The sequence below is a fragment of the Streptococcus sp. UMB1203 genome (assembly GCF_030217725.1).
Taxonomy (GTDB): domain Bacteria; phylum Bacillota; class Bacilli; order Lactobacillales; family Streptococcaceae; genus Streptococcus.
Genome location: NZ_JASOOK010000018.1, coordinates 1 through 22,662, shown reverse-complemented (window position 1 = coordinate 22,662; position 22,662 = coordinate 1). Strand labels below are relative to the sequence as shown.

General features: G+C 41.6%; 26 protein-coding genes. 1 reads left to right on the top strand and 25 read right to left on the bottom strand.

Going from position 1 to position 22,662, the window contains the following annotated elements; genetic code table 11:
* Positions 1-34: 34 nt before the first annotated feature.
* From QP439_RS05955 to QP439_RS05835, 25 genes are all read right to left on the bottom strand, one after another.
* Complete coding sequence (locus tag QP439_RS05955; protein WP_084927042.1) at positions 35-2,686, bottom strand: valine--tRNA ligase; 2,652 nt, start codon at positions 2,684-2,686, stop codon at positions 35-37.
* Positions 2,679-3,257, bottom strand: a complete 579-nt coding sequence (locus QP439_RS05950) for an ATP-binding protein (RefSeq protein WP_084927041.1) — start codon at positions 3,255-3,257, stop codon at positions 2,679-2,681. Before QP439_RS05950 ends, QP439_RS05955 begins: the two co-directional genes overlap by 8 nt.
* Complete coding sequence (locus tag QP439_RS05945) at positions 3,257-3,817, bottom strand: GNAT family N-acetyltransferase (protein WP_285388648.1); 561 nt, start codon at positions 3,815-3,817, stop codon at positions 3,257-3,259. Before QP439_RS05945 ends, QP439_RS05950 begins: the two co-directional genes overlap by 1 nt.
* Complete coding sequence (locus tag QP439_RS05940) at positions 3,804-4,382, bottom strand: flavin reductase family protein (RefSeq protein ID WP_285388646.1); 579 nt, start codon at positions 4,380-4,382, stop codon at positions 3,804-3,806. The genes QP439_RS05945 and QP439_RS05940 overlap by 14 nt, the downstream gene beginning before the upstream one ends.
* 283 nt (positions 4,383-4,665) lie before the next feature.
* Positions 4,666-5,061 carry a helicase gene (locus QP439_RS05935; RefSeq protein ID WP_285388644.1) on the bottom strand — a complete coding sequence of 132 codons (396 nt, stop codon included), beginning with the start codon at positions 5,059-5,061 and terminating at the stop codon, positions 4,666-4,668.
* Positions 5,062-5,156: 95 nt separating this feature from the next.
* A complete protein-coding gene (locus tag QP439_RS05930; protein WP_000119707.1) occupies positions 5,157-5,411 on the bottom strand; it encodes a DUF1912 family protein in 255 nt (84 codons plus the stop codon).
* Positions 5,412-5,420: 9 nt separating this feature from the next.
* A complete protein-coding gene (locus tag QP439_RS05925; RefSeq protein WP_143952473.1) occupies positions 5,421-6,755 on the bottom strand; it encodes a DUF438 domain-containing protein in 1,335 nt (444 codons plus the stop codon).
* The gene (locus QP439_RS05920) at positions 6,755-6,988 is read right to left on the bottom strand and encodes a DUF1858 domain-containing protein (protein ID WP_000368740.1); all 234 of its coding nucleotides are present in this window, start codon (positions 6,986-6,988) and stop codon (positions 6,755-6,757) included. The genes QP439_RS05925 and QP439_RS05920 overlap by 1 nt, the downstream gene beginning before the upstream one ends.
* A gap of 168 nt (positions 6,989-7,156) precedes the next feature.
* Positions 7,157-8,614 carry an IS1182 family transposase gene (locus tag QP439_RS05915; RefSeq protein WP_084927090.1) on the bottom strand — a complete coding sequence of 486 codons (1,458 nt, stop codon included), beginning with the start codon at positions 8,612-8,614 and terminating at the stop codon, positions 7,157-7,159.
* Between the two features lie 96 nt (positions 8,615-8,710).
* On the bottom strand, positions 8,711-8,893 hold the full coding sequence (locus QP439_RS05910) for a hypothetical protein (RefSeq protein WP_285388630.1): 183 nt from the start codon (positions 8,891-8,893) through the stop codon (positions 8,711-8,713).
* Between the two features lie 215 nt (positions 8,894-9,108).
* Positions 9,109-9,459: a 30S ribosome-binding factor RbfA gene (gene rbfA, locus QP439_RS05905; RefSeq protein WP_001273603.1), complete on the bottom strand. Its 351-nt coding sequence runs from the start codon at positions 9,457-9,459 to the stop codon at positions 9,109-9,111.
* A 254-nt stretch (positions 9,460-9,713) separates the two neighbouring features.
* Complete coding sequence (gene infB / locus QP439_RS05900) at positions 9,714-12,503, bottom strand: translation initiation factor IF-2 (protein WP_265472961.1); 2,790 nt, start codon at positions 12,501-12,503, stop codon at positions 9,714-9,716.
* A 16-nt stretch (positions 12,504-12,519) separates the two neighbouring features.
* Complete coding sequence (locus QP439_RS05895) at positions 12,520-12,819, bottom strand: YlxQ-related RNA-binding protein (protein ID WP_001041390.1); 300 nt, start codon at positions 12,817-12,819, stop codon at positions 12,520-12,522.
* Positions 12,812-13,105, bottom strand: a complete 294-nt coding sequence (rnpM, locus tag QP439_RS05890; protein WP_125451476.1) for an RNase P modulator RnpM — start codon at positions 13,103-13,105, stop codon at positions 12,812-12,814. Before rnpM ends, QP439_RS05895 begins: the two co-directional genes overlap by 8 nt.
* A 21-nt stretch (positions 13,106-13,126) precedes the next feature.
* Positions 13,127-14,263, bottom strand: coding sequence for a transcription termination factor NusA (gene nusA / locus QP439_RS05885; protein WP_285388615.1), 1,137 nt, complete (start codon positions 14,261-14,263; stop codon positions 13,127-13,129).
* A 43-nt stretch (positions 14,264-14,306) separates the two neighbouring features.
* Positions 14,307-14,786 (bottom strand): ribosome maturation factor RimP, encoded by a 480-nt coding sequence (rimP, locus tag QP439_RS05880; protein WP_001808691.1) that lies wholly within the window; start codon positions 14,784-14,786, stop codon positions 14,307-14,309.
* 126 nt (positions 14,787-14,912) lie between these two features.
* A complete protein-coding gene (gene trmB / locus QP439_RS05875) occupies positions 14,913-15,548 on the bottom strand; it encodes a tRNA (guanosine(46)-N7)-methyltransferase TrmB (RefSeq protein ID WP_265472963.1) in 636 nt (211 codons plus the stop codon).
* Positions 15,545-16,339, bottom strand: a complete 795-nt coding sequence (gene ccrZ, locus QP439_RS05870) for a cell cycle regulator CcrZ (RefSeq protein ID WP_000363005.1) — start codon at positions 16,337-16,339, stop codon at positions 15,545-15,547. The genes trmB and ccrZ overlap by 4 nt, the downstream gene beginning before the upstream one ends.
* 160 nt (positions 16,340-16,499) lie before the next feature.
* Entirely contained in the window at positions 16,500-17,111 is a 612-nt protein-coding gene (locus tag QP439_RS05865; protein WP_265472964.1) for a CPBP family intramembrane glutamic endopeptidase, read from the bottom strand.
* A 26-nt stretch (positions 17,112-17,137) separates the two neighbouring features.
* Complete coding sequence (blpZ, locus tag QP439_RS05860) at positions 17,138-17,386, bottom strand: immunity protein BlpZ (RefSeq protein WP_265472965.1); 249 nt, start codon at positions 17,384-17,386, stop codon at positions 17,138-17,140.
* Positions 17,387-17,427: 41 nt separating this feature from the next.
* On the bottom strand, positions 17,428-18,117 hold the full coding sequence (locus tag QP439_RS05855; protein ID WP_265472966.1) for a CPBP family intramembrane glutamic endopeptidase: 690 nt from the start codon (positions 18,115-18,117) through the stop codon (positions 17,428-17,430).
* Positions 18,118-18,168: 51 nt separating this feature from the next.
* Positions 18,169-18,552, bottom strand: coding sequence for an immunity protein (locus QP439_RS05850; protein ID WP_265472967.1), 384 nt, complete (start codon positions 18,550-18,552; stop codon positions 18,169-18,171).
* Between the two features lie 74 nt (positions 18,553-18,626).
* Positions 18,627-19,031, bottom strand: a complete 405-nt coding sequence (locus QP439_RS05845; protein ID WP_265472968.1) for an immunity protein — start codon at positions 19,029-19,031, stop codon at positions 18,627-18,629.
* A 785-nt stretch (positions 19,032-19,816) separates the two neighbouring features.
* On the bottom strand, positions 19,817-21,166 hold the full coding sequence (locus QP439_RS05840; protein WP_265472970.1) for a sensor histidine kinase: 1,350 nt from the start codon (positions 21,164-21,166) through the stop codon (positions 19,817-19,819).
* Between the two features lie 13 nt (positions 21,167-21,179).
* The gene (locus QP439_RS05835) at positions 21,180-21,917 is read right to left on the bottom strand and encodes a response regulator transcription factor (RefSeq protein WP_265472971.1); all 738 of its coding nucleotides are present in this window, start codon (positions 21,915-21,917) and stop codon (positions 21,180-21,182) included.
* A gap of 295 nt (positions 21,918-22,212) precedes the next feature.
* On the opposite strand from QP439_RS05835, the gene QP439_RS05830 reads away from it, so the two are divergent.
* The gene (locus QP439_RS05830; protein WP_265472972.1) at positions 22,213-22,542 is read left to right on the top strand and encodes a helicase BlpT; all 330 of its coding nucleotides are present in this window, start codon (positions 22,213-22,215) and stop codon (positions 22,540-22,542) included.
* Positions 22,543-22,662: the final 120 nt, after the last annotated feature.

Genomic DNA, 22,662 nt, shown 5'->3' with positions numbered 1-22,662 from the left:
CAAAAAAACACGGCTCATCACCGTGTTTCTATGTTTATTTCACCAACTTCTTCATCTCATCAATACGTGCTACGGTCGCATCGTATTTAGCTTGGTAGTCGGCTTGTTTGTCGCGTTCTTTTTGGACGACTTCTGGTTTGGCATTGGCTACGAAGCGTTCGTTAGAGAGCTTCTTGCCGACCATGTCCAGTTCTTTTTGCCATTTAGCGAGTTCCTTGTCGAGACGAGCTAGCTCTTCTTCGACATTAAGAAGGTCTGCGAGCGGCAGGTAGATTTCTGCTCCTGTGATGACGCTTGACATAGCGAGTTCAGGTGCAGGGATGGTTGATGCGATTTCCAAGTGTTCTGGATTTGTGAAGCGTTTGATGTAGTTGACATTGCTGTTAAAGAAGGCTTCCAAGTCACTATCGCTAGTCTTAACAAGGATGGTGATAGGCTTGCTTGGAGCTACGTTTACTTCAGCACGCGCATTACGAACGGCACGAATCAAGTCTTTGAGGCTTTCCACACCAGTGTGGGCAACAAGGTCTTCAAAGGCTGGGTTGACAGTTGGGTATTCTGCTGTCACGATAGAGCCTTCTGAGATTTGTCCAAAGATTTCCTCTGTCACGAATGGCATGATTGGGTGGAGAAGGCGAAGGATCTTGTCCAAAGTATAAAGAAGGACAGAACGTGTGATGACTTTCTCTTCTTCATTATCGCTGTAAAGGACTTCCTTGGTCAACTCAACGTACCAGTCCGCGAACTCATCCCAGATGAAGTTGTAGAGGATGTGCCCAGCCACACCAAATTCAAACTTGTCAAAGTTGGCAGTAGCTTTGCCGATGGTTTCATTGAGGTTGTGGAGAATCCAGCGGTCTGTGACATTTCCAGCTTCCTTGTTGACCACTTTTTCGACATTGGCAGTTGCTTGCTCAAGGGTCAAACCTTCATTGTTCATGAGGATGTAGCGAGAGATGTTCCAGATCTTGTTAATGAAGTTCCATGAAGCATCCATTTTCTCGTAAGAGAAGCGCACGTCTTGACCTGGTGCAGAACCGTTTGAAAGGAACCAGCGAAGGGCATCGGCACCATATTTCTCGATAACATCCATTGGGTCAATCCCGTTACCAAGAGATTTAGACATCTTGCGTCCTTGCTCGTCACGAATGAGACCGTGAATAAGCACGTTTTGGAATGGCTGACGACCAGTGAATTCCAAAGATTGGAAGATCATACGAGACACCCAGAAGAAGATGATGTCATAACCTGTTACCAGAGTTGATGTTGGGAAGTAACGTTTGAAATCTGCTGAGTCGACATCAGGCCAGCCCATGGTTGAGAATGGCCAGAGGGCAGAACTGAACCACGTATCCAAGACGTCTTCGTCCTGAGTCCATCCGTCACCTTCTGGAGCTTCTTCACCGACGTACATTTCACCCTCAGCATTGTACCAAGCAGGGATTTGGTGACCCCACCAAAGCTGACGAGAGATTACCCAGTCGTGGACATTTTCCATCCATTGGAGGAAGGTATCGTTGAAACGAGGTGGGTAGAATTCAACCTTGTCCTCTGTGTCTTGGTTGGCAATGGCATTCTTAGCCAATTGGTCCATCTTCACAAACCATTGAGTAGACAAGCGTGGCTCAACCACTACACCTGTACGCTCTGAGTGACCAACGCTGTGGACACGTTTTTCGATTTTAACGAGGGCACCGATTTCTTCCAGCTTAGCAACGACTGCCTTACGAGCTTCAAAACGGTCCATGCCTGCAAATTCGAAAGCCAAGTCATTCATAGTTCCGTCATCGTTCATAACATTGACTTGTGGCAAGTTGTGGCGTTGACCAACCAAGAAGTCGTTTGGATCGTGAGCAGGTGTGATTTTAACAACACCAGTACCAAACTCAGGATCTGCATGCTCATCCCCAACGATTGGGATTAGTTTATTAGCGATTGGAAGGATGACGTTTTGACCAATCAAGTCCTTGTAGCGTGGGTCTTCTGGATTGACCGCAACGGCAACGTCCCCAAACATAGTCTCAGGACGAGTTGTGGCAACTTCAAGGGCGCGTGAACCGTCTTCCAGCATGTAATTCATGTGGTAGAAGGCACCTTCGACATCCTTGTGAATCACCTCAATATCAGAAAGGGCTGTGCGAGCTGCTGGGTCCCAGTTGATGATAAACTCACCACGGTAGATCCAGCCTTTCTTGTAAAGGTCCACAAAGACCTTGCGAACGGCTTTCGACAAGCCTTCGTCAAGAGTGAAACGCTCGCGAGAGTAGTCTACAGAGAGCCCCATCTTGCCCCATTGTTCCTTGATGGTAGTGGCATATTCGTCTTTCCATTCCCAGACTTTTTCCAAGAATTTTTCACGACCCAGGTCATATCGGCTGATGCCCTCACCACGCAAGCGCTCCTCAACTTTAGCCTGAGTGGCAATCCCCGCGTGGTCCATCCCCGGAAGCCAAAGCGTATCAAAACCTTGCATGCGTTTTTGACGGATGATAATATCCTGCAAAGTCGTATCCCAAGCGTGACCAAGGTGAAGCTTACCAGTTACGTTTGGTGGTGGAATGACGATTGAATAAGGCTTAGCCTTTTGATCGCCTGAAGGCTTGAAAACATCCGCATCAAGCCATTTTTGATAACGACCAGCCTCCACTTCGGCTGGATTGTATTTAGGTGAAAGTTCTTTAGACATGTGTTTGTCCTTTCTCTATTTTGTTCATTTTATTTTGAATTTGCTTAGCAGCTTCTTTTGCAGTCAAACTCGTATTATTTATTTTAAGGTAGTGGTGCAACTCATTCGGTTGATGTTGGGAATTTAATTGAAGTGTTTCAGCGGTCTCTAAAATTTCTCTTTCAGATACCTCAATATGTCGTTTTAAGGGTTTGTACTTTAATCGATTCTCCGTTTGATTTCGACGTAAACGCTCCTCAAGACTTGTTTCCAACTCAACAAACAGAATCTCTTGATGAAAGTTATCCAATAAATCCTGAATTTGCTTCAAATACAGCAGCTGGTACTGATTTGAAAAATCAATTACGTCTGTTAAAATTACTGATCGCTGATTTCTTGCACTTGCTCCAAGGAAAGAAAAGGTAATTCCACGAACAAATTCCCACATCTCCTCGGTATAATCCTGATAGATTTCTAGTGCAAAATCGATGGCTTGATGGTTATAAAAGAGGGTAGCATCCGTCAGTCGAGATAGTTCTTGACCAATCGTCATTTTTCCTGAGGCCGGAGCACCAATGATGAAAAGATGCATCAAATCACCTCCCACTCACTCCTCAGCAAGCCATATATCAGACTGTCACAGCGGTTTCCTTGAACATCTTTACGGTCTCGGATTCGAGCTTCGAGGGTAAATCCAAGTTTTTCTGCGACTCGTTGACTTTGGACATTATAACCAAAACAAGTCAGCTCAATCTTGTGAAGATCCAAATCTTTAAAGGCTAAGTCAATCAAGGCAAACGCTGCTTCTGGTACATAGCCTCGACCCCAATAGTCTGGATGCAAGGTATAGCCAAGCTCTAGCACATCATCCGCATGGCGATGGTTGAAGTCAACAGAACCAATGACTTTATCGGTTCCTTTGACGACAATCCCATAGCCTGCTGGGAGATTTTCCTTTTGATTGCGTTCGGGAAGGATATGCTCTAGATAGTAAACCTCATCTTCCAAGGTCTTGACGGGTAGAAAGCCTGCTGGGTAAGAGACTTCCGGACGACTAGCATAGTCAAAGATATCCTCAGCATCCGCCACAGTACGGACTCGTAAAACGAGACGTTCTGTTTCCAAGCGTTCTGGTAATTCAGCTCTTGACATCCTTCTTCCTCGCTTTCTTGATAAAGCTTCCCATGGGATTGACTCGGTCATCTAGATAACGATAAACTCGCTGACGGCCGTCCCCCATAAAGTAAGTCGGTGAAAAACGGTCATTTTTAAAATGCCCTTTCTCATCCAAGAGATCTGGATCAATCAGTCGCTCGATAATCTTGGCAAAAATATGACAGATTCCATCTTCCTCGATAATCCGATCTACCTGACAGTCCAATACGACTGGACAGGCCTCTAAAATCGGAGACTGAGTCTGTTCAGAAATCTCGTAGTCTAGCCCCAGGTGTTTCAATTTCTCTCGATGACTGATAAAACCAGCCTGCTCCATCTCGAGCATGAGATTTTCATCAGGGATATTCACGGTAAACTGTTGATAATGCTTAATCTGCTCAGCTGCATTTTCTTCAGCTCCGACACCAATGACTAGCCAATCTCCCAAGCTATAAGAGGAGCTACAGGTCGTAATATTGTGTCCAAAATTCTGATCTTGATACCCCAAAATGAAGATAGGAAAACCATAATAGAGTTTACTTGTTTTAAAAGATTGCTTCATAACAACCTCCTTTTACTAAGACGCAAAAGAAAATCCCTGCCATCTACATGACAGGGACGAATGTATTTATCCGCGGTACCACCCAATTTCGGGCAGTTGCCCGCAACTCTCGTCTTTAAAACAAAAAGACACTTTTATTTCAATTTTTCATCCATTAGCAACTAGTTTTGACACATTTGTGGACTTCTCAGCACCGCCACTTTCTGTAAAATGTGGGATTCAAAACACCTCTAATGGCTCTATTGTAGCAAGATTTTTTCGGAAATGCAAGGCACAAGAAAAATTACTTGAACTTGATACCATTTTCCTTCAATTTCTTGATGGTAGCTGGGCCGATTCCTTTCAAGGCAAGGAGTTCTTTTTCAGTCCATTTTTTGAAATCTGAAGCAGACTTGATTCCTTCATCATAGAAAGTTTTGGCACGATCAAGTGGAAGCCCACCCAAGTTTGCTGCAAAATCTTCTACAGAATTGGCTACTTTTTGAGCTTGCTCTTTAGTAGCTTCTACTGCTTGTTCAACTTTTTTAGAAACAGCCTTACCAGCTTCGCTTGCTGACTGTTCTGCACGTTTCACGACTTTTTTTGTCTCTTCTACAACCTTAGTCACAGTACTTGAAAAGGCACCGGCACGACGGAGGCTATTTCGTAATTGTTTTTTACGATTGAGTTTCTTTGACATGATAAAATCCTTTCAATAAAAAACCCCTGCTCTGACAAGGATTTAATATAAATATTCTATCAAGATTTTAGTAAAAAATCAAGAATCTATCTCGTTTAATAATTTCTCTCACCAAACAAGCCTTCTGGCAAATCATGGAATCCTTTGCCTGCTTTGAAATTTTCAAATTTTCCAAGCAAGAACTGATAAGCATCCAAGCGGCTTTCGTAGCGAATCATGGCATCTTTGGCACGCTCGTCTTGGTCTTCTTCGTAGACTTTTTGACTTTCCTTGTGCGCCATGTCGTTGATCATGATCTGGGTATTGACCCAGGCTTCAAATTCCTTCATAAATTCTTGTTCGTAACTCATTTTTTCTCCTTATTCTAATCCACGGAAATAGTCCGTGTCAATCTCACGGTAGGACTGGATATCCTGAACGTATTCCAGCACACCTTGGAATTCTCCGTTTTCATCGTGCACTGCAGCGTAGGTGATGTGGACAAACTTACCTCGCGACTCAGACTTGAACCACATTTCATACTTGTCTTTTCTTCCCTCACGAAGCCCCTTCATGATAGTCTTGACCTTGTCCAAGTACTTAGGTGGATGGCAGAGTTCAACATTGCGTCCGACTTGGGACGGCGTCCGTTTGAAAATCATCTCATCAGCTGAAGTATTGTCATTGTAATACTGGAAAATATCGTCTTTATTGACAAAGGTAATCTCCATGGGGAGATGATTGAGGATGAGATTGGCCTGCTCGACTGAAAGATAGCCATTCCCAAAAGTCTGTTGACTATGGCGGTCCAGCACTGCTTCCTTTTCCTTAGGGGTAAAGGTAATGGTGAACTGGCCTTCTGGCGTATCGATAACTTGCTGAACTTGACCTTCTGCCGTATCTAGCTGCACAGGCTCCCCTGCACTATCTTCCTCAACAAAGCTCTGTCTTTCTGGCACCCATTTCTCAGACGGACGGATGATGGCATAACCATAAGCATCGCTCTCCTCCGCAATCTGAAGCCAGTCATCCTGAGTAAAGGACTCAAGGAGAATCATGAGAAGGATGGACTCTTCCTTGAGAATCATACTTTCAAACTCTGTCGCAAAGGCTTCAAAAATTTCTTTTACAATACTAATCGACACTTCAGGTAGTGATTTGGCTTCCGCTATAGCTGTTTGAAAGAGTTCCCTGATCTGATCATCCACTCCCCACATGACCTTAGGAGGCGAATCGTGCCCATAACGCTCCATGATAGGAAAGAAGAGTTCTTCTTTACGTTGGTAATGGATGTCAAATTGTCCCACAAGACCCATTTGACGGACCAAACCCTTGCGCATCTCCGCCAGCATTTCTTCATCTTCCATAGACTCATAGGTATCTAACAATCTTCGAATGCGAATCAAGGCAGCACGGAGGGCCAGATTTTCATCCTTGAAGACACGAACTGGGTGACCTGGATGCTCGGTATCCTCTACTTCGACACCTTTAATAGCATTTTTAAAAAGATTGGCATGGACATCACAGAGTTCCATGACATCTTCAAAAGTGACGCCCGAGTCCGAGTTCATCAGCTCGTGCTCCATGAGGGAAATCTCGATGGCTGAAACACCTGTAAAGGTCGCATCAAAGAGCTCCTGAACCGACTCAGGAGAGGCGCCATTATGCAATTCTAACAAAATATCCCGTAGGACATGAATCCTTTCATCTGCCATTAGTCTAATCCAACCACTTCGTAGCCATTCGCTTCCAGTGTGCGGACAATCTTGTCCATAGGGGTTCCTTCCAGCTTAGAACCCTGTTTAAGTGATACTTTACGACCAACTGTATTGCGCATTAAGGGATTGGCAAGAGGTTTAAAACCAAGCTCGACTAGAATTTCCAAGACTTCTGGATGCTTATCCACCACTTCTGCAACAGGAATTGACACATCGATGATATTGTCCATGACGACCTCCATTGTATGTTCTAAAATGATTTTACTGCTTTTATTATACCACAAGGAAAGAGATTAAAAAACTAGCAGTGAAGTTCGAGGCCACTGAAAAAATAAGTCTCTTACTTTTAATGAAATGAAAACCGAGGAATCTCTCGTTAATTTGAGCGAGTTCCTCGGTTATTTTGTATTTATTAAGGCCATAATTCGTTTCATATTGACCACGAAGATGGTTGTTGCTGCCTGTAACTCCATGCTGAAAAGACCCGATGCTCTCGCGACATCAAAGCCATGTCTCTGTTTTAGTTCGGCATTCTTTGCTTCGATTTTATAGCGATGTCTGGCCATTTCTTTAAAATAAGGTGTTTCCTGAAATTTCTTCTGGAAAAGATGGTCGTCACTCTTAATGGCTATTGAATAAGTTTTAGACTTTGCCCCCTCCTTATAACATCCTTCCTTGGAAAGGCAACTCTTGCACTTCTCAATGTCAAAGTAATGAGTGACAACTTGATTCTTATTTTGATATTTTTTCCCTGTCCTTGCTTTGCGAACAGCCATGTGTCCTTCTGGACAGACAAATAGCCCTGCATCTTTATTAAATTCAAACGCATCCTCTTCTTTACGGTAACCTTTTGAAACAGAAGGATTCAGTTTTGAAACCAAATGAATCTTTTCTTTGCGCGCTAGTTGAATGTTGTCCTTTCCTGAATAAGCCGCATCACCAATAATAGTCTCGATGTCCAGACTATTTTCCTTTGTTTTGGCATATAATTCAGGTAAATATTTCCCATCGTTTTGTTCGCCAGAAGTGACCACACAAGCAGTAATAATCCGTTCATCCGTCATAGCGATATGACTTTTATATCCATAGAAAGAGCTGTCGGCTGTCTTATGTCCGAGCCTAGCCTCCTCCTTAACAGAAGCTTCCAAATGTTCTAAGTCGTCCTCGACAGCCTCTCTTAGGTAATTGAACTTTTGAGAAACAGCCGGTAGGGCTAAGAGTTCCTCGTGTTTTTCAACCACAGCCATTAACTCCTCTGTATAGGTCAACTCTGCTTTGAGGTTATCTTCTTGAGGTTTCTTTGGAAATTCTATTTTGATATCTTCTGAATGTTGATAAATTGTTTTACGTAAAGCTTTTGAACGCTCTCTAAGAATTTCTTGGGGTTTCTTATGATTATAATGAGCTTTGGTGTGAGTGGCATCCACAATGAGAATCTTACTCTTAATCAAGTTGTGTTCGAGTGCAATTTGAACAGACTTCTGAATCAATACATCAAGCAGTTTGTCATCTTTAATTCTTAGCTTTCTAAATTTTGTCAGAGAGGATGGCTCGATAACAGAATCTTCAGGAGCTAGACCAAGAAAAAATTTAAAGGCCATATCTGACAAGGAACGTCCTACCACATCTACATCTGATAACTTATAAATATCTTTTAACAAGAGATATTTGAACATCATAATCGGTGAATAAGCTTTACGCCCAAAATCGGGACGATAATTCTTTTCTAGTTCATCATAAATAAAGCTAAAATCACAGAGTTCAGTTAGCTGACGTAAAAAGTGGGTTTTAGGAACTACGATATCATACAAACTAGAATAAGGACTGACATCCATAGTTAACTGATTATCAAGCATTATTTCACCTCATCTCTAGTATAACAAAAAAGCCATCAAGTTGATGACTTTTTCAGTAGACTCGTGAAGTTCCTGCTAGTTTCTTTCATTTTTAAGTTATTTCTTATCCTCTGGCTTGATGAGCCACCGAGCCGTATCCATTAACTTGTCTGCAATAAAGAGTTTCCCCAGACCGACAACGGCATTATCATCTTTCTTTATCGTTTTCATTACTTTTACACCTTGCATGGTCAAAAAGTAATTCCCGTAAGTTTTAGCTAGAGTTTTTATGAGTCCCATATTATCTTCCCTCGTTTAACTACACTTTCAAAATATTAACGATACCAGCCTTGCTGGCTATCGCTGAAAAATCGTTTTATCTCACTCTTTCATTTCCTATAATATCATACAAGCTAAATTTTATAAAGCTTTTTAATAATGTCTAACTCTGGAAAGATTCCGCCAGCATGTTTTGTAGCCATTTCCCCACCAAAAAAGAGGGTTTCCCCTCTTTCTTAGTTTTTATCCAGATTGCGTAGCATCTCGTCAATCTTGTTTCCATACTCGATGGACTCGTCTTTGACGAAGGTCAAATCTGGGATTTTGTACAATTTCAAATTGCGACCAAGTTCACGTTTGATGGTACCAGTTGCTTTTTCAAGTCCAATTTGGACTTTTTGATTATCCGAAGCAAGGTTACTCAAAATGGTGTAGTAAACCTTGGCAACAGACAAATCACCCAGCATCTGAACATCTGTGATGGTCACGCCTTGGACACGCGGATCACGGACTTTCTTTTGCAAAATCTCGTTGACTTCACGTTTGATTTCCATGCCCACACGATCCGTACGGAAATGATTTGCCATGATATTCCTTTCTCTACTTTGAACCAAAAGCTAGGCCAGCAGACCTAGCTATTTTAAATTTATTGATTTTCATTTCAAATTGAAACGAAGTTCAATTTGAAATCATCCGCTTCTTTCGCTGTGGTGAAAGTGATGGAACTGATTTATCAGTCCCATCACAGGGGATTTTTGAGACCTTAGGCTCAAAAATAAGCAATGAAACCATTGGTTTGCTTGCGTCCCTCACCACCTAAGAAAGGAGCAAAAATCTTATCTTATCTCTTGATTTCTTCCATGACATAGGCCTCAATCACATCATCAGTCTTGATATCATTGTAGCCGTCAATCATCAATCCACCTTCACGGCCATTTGTAACTTCTTTGACATCGTCTTTGTAGTGTTTCAAGCTTGCAAGTTCACCATCATAGATAACGACACCGTCACGGATAACACGAACTTTAGAGTCACGGGTAACCTTACCGTTGATAACCATGAATCCACCGATAGTTCCCACTTTAGACACCTTGAAGGTTTCACGAATAACTGCTTCACCGATAACTTTTTCTTCGAATTCTGGATCAAGCATCCCTTTCATGGCTTCTTCCATCTCTTCGATAACCTTGTAGATAATGCTGTGGAGACGGATTTCCACATCGTCAGCTTCAGCTTGTTGACGAGCTTGCGGTGTAGGACGTACGTTGAAACCAACGATAAAGGCATTTGAAGCTTCGGCAAGGGTCACGTCTGATTCGTTGATGGCACCAACTGCAGAGTGGACGATGGTCACTTTGACACCTTCCACATCAATCTTCTGAAGTGAGGCAGAAAGGGCTTCAACAGAACCTTGTACGTCGGCTTTGATGATAACGTTAACAGACTTGAGTTCACCAGCTTTAAGCGTATCAAAGAGGTTTTCAAGGCTGACACGTTGGGTAGCTTGACGTTGTTTCATAAGGGCACGTTTAGCACGTTCTTCACCTGCTGCACGCGCAGATTTTTCATCCTCGTAAACAGCAAAGTGGTCACCCGCCATCGGCGCTTCATTCAAACCTGTGATAGAAACTGGTGTTGATGGCCCTGCAACCTTAACACGACGACCAAGGTCGTTGGTCATAGCACGGACACGACCGAAGGTATTTCCGACAACGATTGGGTCTTGGACATTCAAGGTACCTTGTTGAACAAGAAGGGTTGCGACCGCACCTTTTCCTTTATCCAAACGTGCTTCGATGACTGTACCGATAGCACGCACTGTTGGGTCTGCCTTGAGTTCTTGGATTTCAGCCACAAGAAGGACTGTTTCCAACAACTCTTCGATATTTTGGTTGAATTTAGCTGAGATTTCAACAAATTCAGAGTCTCCACCCCAAGCTGTTGACATAACTCCATGCTCTGCCAATTCACCGATAACACGTTCTGGGTTAGCACCTGGTTTATCAATCTTGTTGATGGCTACGATGATTGGAACGTTGGCTGCTTTTGAGTGGTTGATGGCTTCGATAGTCTGAGGCATAACCCCGTCATCTGCCGCTACGACCAAGATGGTAATATCGGTAACAGATGCACCACGCGCACGCATTGATGTAAAGGCCGCGTGTCCTGGTGTATCAAGGAAGGTAATCTTCTTGCCATTTTCAACGATTTGGTAGGCTCCGATATGCTGAGTAATACCACCCGCTTCACCTGTCGCAACACGAGAGTTACGAAGGGTATCTAGAAGGGTTGTCTTACCGTGGTCAACGTGTCCCATGATGGTTACAACTGGTGGACGCTCTACTAATTCATCTTCATTGAGATAACCATCTTCGACAAAGAAACGTTCGATGTCGGCATTATCCACTTCAACCTTTTGTTTGGCTTCGATACCGTAATCCACCATGAGGAGTTCAATTGTTTCCCCATCCAAAGATTGATTTTGTGTGGCCATGACACCCATCATGAAAAGTTTCTTAACGATTTCAGCTGGTTCACGTTTGATACGTTTTGCGATTTCCGCAACGGTCATACCATCTGTATATTCAAATTCTGTTGGCAATTCATGGAATTTACGCTCTGTAACAGGTTTTGGAGTCTGATTACGGTTGTTCTTGTTACTGCCTTTTTTGTTCTTTTTGTTGTTATTCCAGTTACTATTTCTTTGATTTCTCACTTGATTTTGACTACTTCGATTCTTTTGTTGTTTTCTAGGACCATCTTCTTCGTGATCATAATCATCACGTTCTTTGTCTGGTCGGGCTTGCTTCTTACGACGTGTATCCACTGCAGCTTCTTTTTTCACAGGAGCTGGTTCAACCACTGCTTGAACTTGTTGCGCTTGTTCAGCTAACTTAGCAGCTTCTTCAAAGATTTCCTCTGGTTCCTTGCGTTTGTTAGCTTGGGCCAAGGCTTCTTTGGCAGCCTGAGTTTGTTTGAAACGTTCCTCACTTGAACGTGCGTACTCTGCATTTTGTTCTGCTTTTAGGGCAGCTGCACGGGCTTTAAAGTCAATACGTGGAGCTGCTTGATTTGGACGTTTGTCCTCTTGTTGACGGCGCTCATTTCCACGATTTTGCTGACCTTGCTGTTTCTTAGCTTGGTCATTAAAGCGACGATTGTCGCGGTTGCCTTGACCTTGTTTTCCACCATTGCGGCCGTCGTTTTTCTGACGGTTCCCGTTTTGTTGTTGGTCACGGTTATTGCCCTTATTTTGCTTGCGTCGTTCTGCCTGCTCTTTGGCACGGGCTTCACGTTCAGCCTTGAAATTACGGCTTTGCGGTTTAGTTGCTGCTTTTTCTGTTTTAGGAGCAACTGGCTCAGCCGCTTTTGCCTCTTCCTTGGCTACAGCTGGTTTAGCTGGCTCAGACTTCTCGGCTTTCTTTTCTGCACTTGCTTTTGGTACTGCAGGTTTTGCTTCTGCTTTCGGAGCAGCAGGCTTAAAGCTGGCAGCTATTTTTGCAGCGACAGCTTCTTCCACACTGGATGAGTGGCTTTTCACATCCAAGCCCAACTCTTTTGCACGCGCTACAACTTCTTTACTTTCTTTTCCAAGTTCTTTTGCGATTTCGTACAATCTTTTCTTAGACAAATCATGTCCTCCTCTTCTATTCCATAAGAGACCTCATTTTCTTTGTAAATCCAGCATCTGTTACAGCCAAAACCTTTCTTGATTTCCCGACTGCTATGCTTAATTCCAGTGTTGAAAACACGGTTACAATTTCTACTTGATAATAATGACTTTTATCTTGAATCTTCTTGGTAAGGTTGGGTCCAGCATCATGGGCTAGAAAGACCAACTTGGCCTTGCCATCTTGAATGGCCTTGACCACCAATTCTTCACCCGATATGATTCGGCCTGCTCGCTGAGCAAGTCCCAAGAGATTGCTTATCTTTTGCTTATTCAAGTCCTAACTCTCTTCTTTTCACTTTGTGATCCACATAAGCGATCAACTCATCATAAAAGCTTTCTTCCACTTCCATGCTAAAGCTGCGGTTAAAGACCTTCTTCTTTTTCGCCTCTAGGGCTTCTTTATTGTCTAGCTTGATATAAGCGCCACGGCCATTGGCCTTGCCTGTTGGATCGATAAAGACTTGCCCTTCTTTGTTTTTGACAATGCGGAGCAAATCACGCTTATCAATCACTTCGTTGGACACAACAGACTTGCGCAAAGGGATTTTTCTCGTTTTCATCTTTCCCTCCTCTAGCAGCTTTTATTCTTCTACAGTATCGTTTTCTGCTTCCAACTCTACTGAAGCAGCTTCTTCCATGGATTCAAATTCGCTAGCAGACTTGATATCGATACGGTAACCAGTCAAGTGAGCTGCCAAGCGAACGTTTTGCCCACGACGACCGATAGCAAGAGAAAGCTTGTTATCAGGAACAACCACCAAGGCACGTTTGCTGTCGTTTTCATCAAAGATAACTTGGTCAACTTCAGCAGGAGCGATGGCATTGTAGATAAATTCAGCTGGATCTGCTACCCACTCGATAACGTCGATATTTTCTTCGATTGGTACCATACGGTCGCTCTTAGCATCGTAGCGAGCTGGGTGGAATTTGCTAGTAATCTTCTTGATATTCGCTCCACCACGTCCAACGATTGTACCAATAGCGTCCACGTTTGGATTGTGGCTACGAACGGCAACCTTAGTACGGTCACCAGCTTCACGAGCCACGCTCATGATTTCAACAGTTCCATCATAAACTTCTGGAATTTCTTGCTCCATCAAGCGTTTGATCATTTCTGGATGGCTACGGCTAACAAAGACATTCACACCGCGAGGGTTGTCTTCAACCTTGTAGACATACACTTCGATACGATCATGAGAAGCAAAAACTTCTCCAGGTATTTGGTCTTGTTTTGACAATTGGGCTTCGATGCTGCCAAGGTTGACATAGATAAAGCGGTTGTCAAAGCGTTCTACAGTACCAGACATGATTTCTTGCTCATGTTCTTTGTAAGTATTGTAAGTGATGGCACGTGTTTGCTTGCGCATTTTTTCCATGATGGTTTGTTTGGCAGATTGGGCTGCTACACGACCAAACTCAGCAGGTGCTTCTTCAAACTTGATTTTGTCTCCAAGTTCATAGGCTGAATTAATGGCAAGAGCATCTTTCAAGCTGATTTCCAAACGGCTATCAAATACTTCATCAACCACTTCACGGACAGTATAAACTGTAAAATCACCTGTTTTTTCGTTGAAGTCAATGGCTACGCTGTCTGATTGACCATAGCGTCTGCGATAAGCGGAACGAAGCGACTCTACTACTGCGTCGATGATATCTTCTTTTTTGATTCCCTTGTCTTCTTCCAAAATGCGGAAGGCCTCTAGCATTTCTTTACTCATGTTTTCTTCACTTTTGAATCCTCAAAAGCTATCCTTTCTTTTTCTATAATTTAACTGCTAAACGTGCTTTTGATACTAAACTGTATGGAATTTGGACAGTTTTCTTACGCGTCTTGTCCATATATTCCATAGTCAACTCGTCCTCTTCAAAGGCCAACAAGGTTCCTTCAAAGACCTTTTGCTTATCGATGGCTTGGTAGAGCCCGACATGGATGTATTTCCCAACTGCTCCAGCAACGGCATCCTTGGTTTTTAAAGGACGTTCCAAGCCTGGACTGGTGATTTCTAGGAAATATTGTTCTGGGAAGGGATCTGGCTTGATGGTGTCTAGAACAGGACTGATAATTTCTGTCAAGTCTGCCGTGTCATTCAAGGTAATTCCTTCAGGTTTATCTACAAAAATACTGAGAATCATGTCACTTCCAATCTTTCCATACTCGATATCCACGAGTTCGAAAGGAGCTTCTATGACAGGTTCTACAACTTCTCTGACTAATTCTACGATTGTTGCGATTGCGTCCACCTCCTCATAAGCAAGAGGCGAAGATATTTCCCCGCCTCACTTTCTCATATTCTTACTCTTAGTATAGCACGTTTGCCAACTTATGTAAAGCAAAAGCACTTATACAGCCTGATTTCAGGCTAATTCTTAAAATTCTGCCTCAACTCGGTAGATAACTTGACCCTTGTTTGAGAATTTTTGCTCGTACTCTGTCATGACATTACCTTCAAAATCACTGGCATGCAAATCTAGCCAGACACCATTGAGTGTCATGCCATACTGAGAAAAGCTCACTAGGCTGTATTCAAACAAGCCACGGTTATCCGTCTTGAAATGAATTTCTCCATTTTCAGGCAAGATACGCTTGAAGGTATCCAAGAATGTCTTGTAGGTCAAACGACGCTTTTCATGGCGCTTTTTAGGCCATGGATCTGAAAAGTTCAGATACAAGCGATCAATCTCACCGTCTTCAAAGTAGTCTGTCAAATCAGAACCATCCACCCACAAGAGCTTGATATTAGGCACTCCAACTTCAAGAACCTTGTCTAAAGCGTAACTCAAAACAGACTTTTGAATATCGATCCCGATATAGTTGATGTTAGGGTTTTGTTTGGCCATACCTGAAACAAAGGCACCCTTTCCACTACCAACTTCCACATGAATGGGATTATCATTTCCAAACAAGTCCCGCCATTTCCCCTTGGCTTCCAAAGGATTAAGGACCACATACTGGGGATTTGCCTCTAGTAATTCTGTTGCCCCTTTACGATTTCTAACTCTCATCTTCTCTTTCCATACTTATCTCGGAAGTGACGCAAGCCATGAATCTCCCGATTGACATTTTCTAAATCTTGGTTCATATAATACTTGGAAATCTGGCTCAAATAAGACAATTGACCGTACCAATACAATTTATTTAATACCGTCTGATTGTACTTGTAACCGTAGTAGGTCAACCATTCCTTCCACTGATGCTCTGGAATATAATGGCAGAGCATGTGAGCCACGTCAAACATGCGGTCAGTCAAGCGAACCGAATCCCAATCCACCAAATAAATCAAGCCACTGTCTGTCTCAATCCAATTACTATGTCGTACATCTCCATGGACAATGGTCGCATAGTCCTCTCTAAATCCTGGAATAGTCTGACGTAAATCAGCCATCACTTCACTGATAAAATGGTTTTTACGCAAAGCATCTGGAGCCGTTTCTTGCCAAGACTGTAGTAAATCTACAGGTGTTTCCATGGCATAGCCCAAACGACTCAACTGTGTCATCAAAGGACGTGAGCGATGTAGACGGGTTAAAATATTGACGATTTGCTTACGATTCATATCATAGGGGGTCAATATCTTGCCTGTCAACCATTCTTGAGCACACATATCACGCCCATCTGCCAAACGGCGACTCCATAATAATTGTGGAGCAATTTGTTCTCTAGCTAGACCAGGTAGGATTGGAGAGGTGTTCATTTTTACAAAGATGCGCTTCCCATCAGGATAGCTACCCATATAAGCCTTACCACTTTTCCCAGGTATGGGAGTCAGTGTTAGCTCATTATCACCCAAATCCATTTCTTTCCTCCGTATAAAGTTTCCTTACTATTCTACTAGTTTTTGGCCTATTCGTCAACCGCTCCACACCTGATTCTCAAAGAAAAGCCTCTGGATTGGCTTGGGTATCATTATAGAAAGAAAAAGGCAAGCACCGTCTTCTGCTTACCTTTCATGATTTTTATAAATAATATAAGAGTGGCCAAGCATTGTAAAACATATGAACTAGAGTAGAAACCCATAGGTTTTGGCTCTTTTTATAAGCAAAGCCCAGCAACAAGCCCCCAAGTAGATAAAAAATAAACGAAGGGACATTAGAAGGTCCATGCATAAAAGAAAAGAGAGAGGAAGTTAGCACAAGCCCTAACCAAGAATTGTCAAAAACCGCACCTTGAAGAAGTCCTCTGAAAATGAGTTCCTCCTGGACGGGTCCAAAAACTGAGGTTACCAAAATCAAAGACAGAGAAATTCCTCTGCTGACTTCCGCCAAGTGTTGAACTCCTGCGCCAGAAGAAATAGCGAAGAAATGAATATAAACCAGCGTCTCAAGCACACTTAGAAGAAAGATTGCAATGAAAAGTAAAAGTTGTTTCTTGCTTAACATCCCAAAAGAAATCATTTCAAACTTTCTAGCATAAGCAACACTCAGCGAGGTTACTAGAAGACTTACAATAATCAATTCAGATTCATTTTGAAAAAAATCCCCATGGTTAATCGTATAAGGAACTGTAATGACGATTAGTAGTACTAAAAATCCAAAACACAAGGCATGAAATTTATCAAAAAACTCCATAAAACTATCCTCCTCAACAAACTCCCCTACAACTCATCCTTTAACTCTAGCCTTTCCAAAACAAACCATTTGAGTAACCAAAATCCGACCACATAACCAGCCCCTAAGAAGATAGCCATTAAAGATAGCATGGGATTTAGGAAATAAAAGACCACCACAGATACAAAGGTTAGCACAAAAACATTAAAGGCAATGGTGTCAGAAGACAAGTCTAGAATATAGGGCGTCAACCAATCTAGGGTTTTTGAATCTAGGAAAAATAAATGTTTATACATGATGACCTCCTCTATGGCTGAAAAGCAAGCCTTTTGGTTTTTTACCCCAAGACCCTATGTAGAAAAGTGAGCAAAAATGGTAGGTTTGCGATGATATTATTAACAATATGAATCGAATAAGAAGGATAGATACTCTTCGTATAACGTGTCAGCCAGGCAAATAGACAGCCTACTGCCGTATAGACAAAAATATCTGCAAGAGTTGGTAAGCTAGAAAAGTGGGGCAAGGCAAATAAGAATGACGGAAAGAGAAGATCCAGCCCCCACCTCGAATTCTTAAAGAAGGCATGTTGAAGCAGTCCCCTACATACCAATTCTTCCATCAGAGGTCCTAGTACGATTAAGGTCAGATAAACACCCAACTCCGCAAAATTTGTCTCACTATAGGCAATAAACAAATTCCACTCTTCATTGGTTCCCTGAACGTGTTTAGCTGTCAGATAGTTAAAGCAGATAAGCACAACAGCTGCTAACACCGTCATAACAGAATAGCTCAACCACTTTTTCCTAGGGATACGAAAGAGATAAGCATGGCCCGACCTGACTAAAATCCAAATCATCAAGCCGATAAATAGAAGGCTGATGATGTTTCGAATCCAGATAAGATTTCCTACCCAAGACGAGAACTCCCAATAATTTCTCCAAAATTGGGTTGTCCAAAACAATCCGAAAAATAGAAACAAATAAGAAAGAATGGCACTCGTTTTGAAAAGAATAGGGTGTTTTTTCATAGAATTCCTCCCTACTATGATCTACCCTTGCCAGGCTCTACTACTGCAAGATTAAGAAGACAGTTTGTTCTTTTTAAGACTGACCTGACTACTAGATAATAGATACATTAAGGCATTAAAGACAATGAAAATATGGCCATAGAATAAAATCAACCTCACATCCAAACCAAGATAAAGTTTGACCATCAAAAAGATGAGCAAAAGAATTTGAAACCATACCGTTTTTCCAAAAATAAATTTAAAGCGGTTTTGAATGTCTACTTCCTTGATTTTTACCGCCACCCCTTTATTAGCAAGAAGGAAAATGCCTGCTTCAAACAAGCCACTGTAGAGAACAATCCATCCAATCGAGACATTAGAGATTTGTAAAAATGTCCCTAAAAGAATATCCAACATACTACTCACGAAAATAACAAGAAATAATCTGTATTTCATATTAAATACCTCCATTCATTTATTTCACGAACATTTTATTAATAGAAGCTTCTAATCCAGAAGAGGAAAGCAAACTACTTTTTATAATACTTCAAGCCCCAAATGAGCAAAAGCATGATAAGTAAGCAGAGAATGGCGCCAATATAGGCAATTAGTTGTTGGTAGAATTCTCCTGCTGTGATACCTCTATACAAACAAATAATAGACATAAAGCCTGTCAAGCCGATATACATGAGTTGATTGGTTCTAGGACTAACCAAATCATCATCTTCAAACTCTCTTATCCTCATCTCCCTAGTGAGGTAAACAGTGACCAAAATAGAAGCCAAGTTAATAACCACTAAGAGAAATTGGAAAACTAAGGAAAAATTTAAAAACTTACGAGATAGAAATAGATAAGTAGAGACAAGCAAGGGCAACTGACCTAGGAACAATCTCATAAGGAAGATGTTCCGTTTTTTAGCAAGAAAAGTTTTCATTTCTTTGCTCCTTTCTTTTTAGTTAAAGCAAAATAGATCACAACCGCAATCATATAGGCTATGGTATAAAATAGCTGATACCAAATACTTTCCCTAAGCGGATATAGAAAGATGGACATGATTAGATACAAGATGAAAATGACAAGTATTTTTTTCTTCATAAAATTTCCTCCTAAATGTTTGTTGAACTAGAACCTTTACACTGTTAGTATATCACTCGTTTTATCCTTGGAACACTCAAATCACGAATGGTCATCAAAACATCTTGAATTGTAAAAAATTTAAAAAGCAAGCATGAAAAACATACTTGCCCTTATGGGAACTTAACAATGTGAAAATACATCGAAAGCTATTCAGCCTTACTTCCGTCTGTTCTCATATATTCTCATGATTGCAACAAGGATACAGGCTGTCCCACTTGCCAAAACCAGGAGAGTAATGATAATGTTGAGAATTTCAGGCGTCCTCTCTATTCTGTTTACAAGACGGAGTAGGGATATAACTGTCAACTGAATCAGGAGTATTGATTCTACTCTTATCAATGAAGTCAGTTGGTTTTCAACTGCATATAAAAAGGCTGGTAGCAAAACACAGGCTATAGCAATCACAAACAGGTTGCTCCCCGTTTCTTCTCCCTTATTCACCACGGAAATCATGAGAAGATTTGATGCTATAATCAACGTAGAACAGATGATAAAAAAGGATTTCTTATTCATATAGGATACCTCATAAACTATAGTATTTTAATTGGTGACTGCAGGCAGTACTTCTTTTTCACAAGTTTTCTAATCATCAACTGACAGCAAGTGAATCGTTAAAACCTGACGAAAGACTTGATTTTGACAGGTGGTATTTAGACTGGTATTGGGATGGCTTTCCACAATTTTCATGACGGTATAGAGACCAACTCCTCTCTCCTCCCCTTTAGAACTTGCTCCAAAGGAGAAGATTTCAGAAATATCGATGCCCTCTTCTTTGATGGAATTTTCAATGATAAAGGTCTCCTGTGCTCCATTTTTTAAAAAGGCAATTGAAACATGAGGTTGACTGGCCTCTACACTGGCTTCAATAGCATTGTCACAAAGGATAGACACAATGGTTAGAAAATCAAGCAAGCTCATCCCCTCTACCTGAATCTCCTCAGGAACTTCGACATTAAAGATAATCTTCTTATCTCTAGCTTTTAAAAACTTTCCTGCTAGGAGACTTTTGAGGGCTTTATCACGAATATTCACGAGTCGTCCAAGGTCATATTTATTGTCCTGCAATTTTTCACTAGAATCCTTTAAGACCGAGTCATAGACCTCTTTTATCTGCTCTATATCCTCCTCTTCAATCCCCAAACGTAAGCTGGTCAAGAGGTTGGTGTAGTCATGGCGAAAGCTCCGGACTTCCTTGTAAAGTTCCTCTATATGCCGACTATAGCGTTCCATATCTCTATAGCGCAGGGCCTGCTCTTGGTCCAATCTCTCATGGAGTTTGTCCTTCAAATAGGTATCCAATTTCTTGATAACCCCCATAAAAAAGAGCAGGTAAAAGACTAGGATGAGATGGCGAACAGTCGTTGATTGAATACCTTGTTCATATTCAAAGAAAGACAGACTTTGCATCACTAAATAGTAAGCCCCCATTATCCAGTTAATCTTAGTCAGGGACTTTTGAAAACCTTTATCTAGAATCTCCTTTCTCAAGTTAGTGAAATCATAGTTCAACCATTTCAAAAAGATTAAAACTATGAAGCAAACGAATATCTTCATCAATAAAAAGATAGGATTGCTATCTTTATCTACAATTACTTGTCCCAAAAATGGAAGCACAAAATAGGAGACTCCTCTATAAAAGAGATTCACCAATATCATTGGAAAGAGACCATAAAAGAAAAGGAGTTTTTTAGGAAGCCCTCTTAACAATAAGAAAGACAAGCCTATGCCGTACAAGGGTTCCATAAAATAAAATAGGAAACTATCTCCTACTATATAGCCAATCATTAAAAAAACAAAGGCCAACAGTATCTTAAAAAGAAAGGCTTTAAAAATCCTCTCAAAAGTGAGACCAATTCCATCCACCTTAAAGAAAATGACAATTTCTAGTCCATGAGTAACAAGTGTATACAATAATATCCAAGCAATATTCATAAACTCTCCTAGCTCAATGCAAGTTATTGATAGCCTCAGACACTTCCCTGACCTTATAACGCGCTATCATACAGCTCCCACCATTGGGAAAGAAAAGCAGTTTTTCTTTCTTATCCAAACGCACCACATTGGCAGGATTAATGAGAAAAGAGCGATGGCACTGCAAGAGACGGGGTTCCTGCTTGAAAACCTCCTCTAAACTGGCTGTAAATTCCAGTCTGTCTGTCTTGGTATAGAGAATAACACGATGAGCTCTGGGCGATGTTTCAAGATAATAAACTTCTTTAAAAGGATACTGGAATTGGGCAAATTTTGATTTAAAGTAAAAGCAATCTTCCGCCAGACTTTTACTGTCTTGACTATTGGCATAGAGGAGGGCTGTCTCGATACGAGATTCAAACTCTTCTGCCGAAAGGGCCTTATCAATGTAGTCCAAAGCAGACACTTGGTAGCGAAAGGACAGGGGCATAAACTCCGAGTGAGTCGTCACAAAGACAATCAGAGCATAAGGATCCCGATCCCGAATCTTTCTAGCCACCTCTAGGCCTTTCATCTCCTCATTTCGAATCTCAATATCCAAAAAGAATAGCTGATGCGCCCCCTTCTCATGCACCTCTGCCAGCAGTTGATCTGGCTTACCAAAGACTTCAAAAGAACTAGGAATGATCTGATGTTCTTTCAAAAGTTTCTCAATGGTCGTTTCAATCCTAGTCTGCTGGGAAAAATCATCTTCTAAAACAAATATTCTCATCTTCTTACTCTCCTTGTTTCGATTTCTTCCTAAAAAGAGAATAGCAAAAATACTCTGACACAAGCCCACCAAATCTTAAACAGGCCTTCAAAGCTCCTGAAAGGTAGCTTGTTCCTCAAATAAGCATGATAACCTTACAACTATTTTATCATAAAATCTTAACAGGACCATTCAGGAAATTTCAAGAACAATTAAAGATTTGAGACTGAAAAAAGCTCTAAAAGTGATAGACTAACAGTACCAAAACACAGTTGCTAGAAGTAAGACTAGCACCCAGATTAAAGGAGGAATTTTCATGACAGATACAGACCCCATCAAAAGAGCTCAGACTTTGATTACGAACTTAAACAAAGCCTACCAAGCATGCAAACAGGCAACCGCTGACGACGTCCGCTTTCAGGAGCAACTAAACTCTATTCTTGGTTTTCTAACCAAGGCTGAAACAGTGGATAATCGAGTCTTGATTGAACTGGAAAAATTTTACCAGACTTCCAGTCTTCTCATGGGACTCAGCGCTCTTGATCCAGATGCTCCTACTCGCGCCGCTTGGCGTGCCTATGACCGCTTCCACTTTGACCAAGTCAAGACCAAGTTAAGTCTCTACGGTCCAACCATTCTCTTGTAGAAAATAAAAGAAGCTGAGACAAACTGAACTCAACTTCTTTTTTAGGCTCTATAATATTTGTAGTGGGTAAATCCCCTATAGATATTATGGAGCCTATTTTTGTGTAGAAAAAAAGTCCCA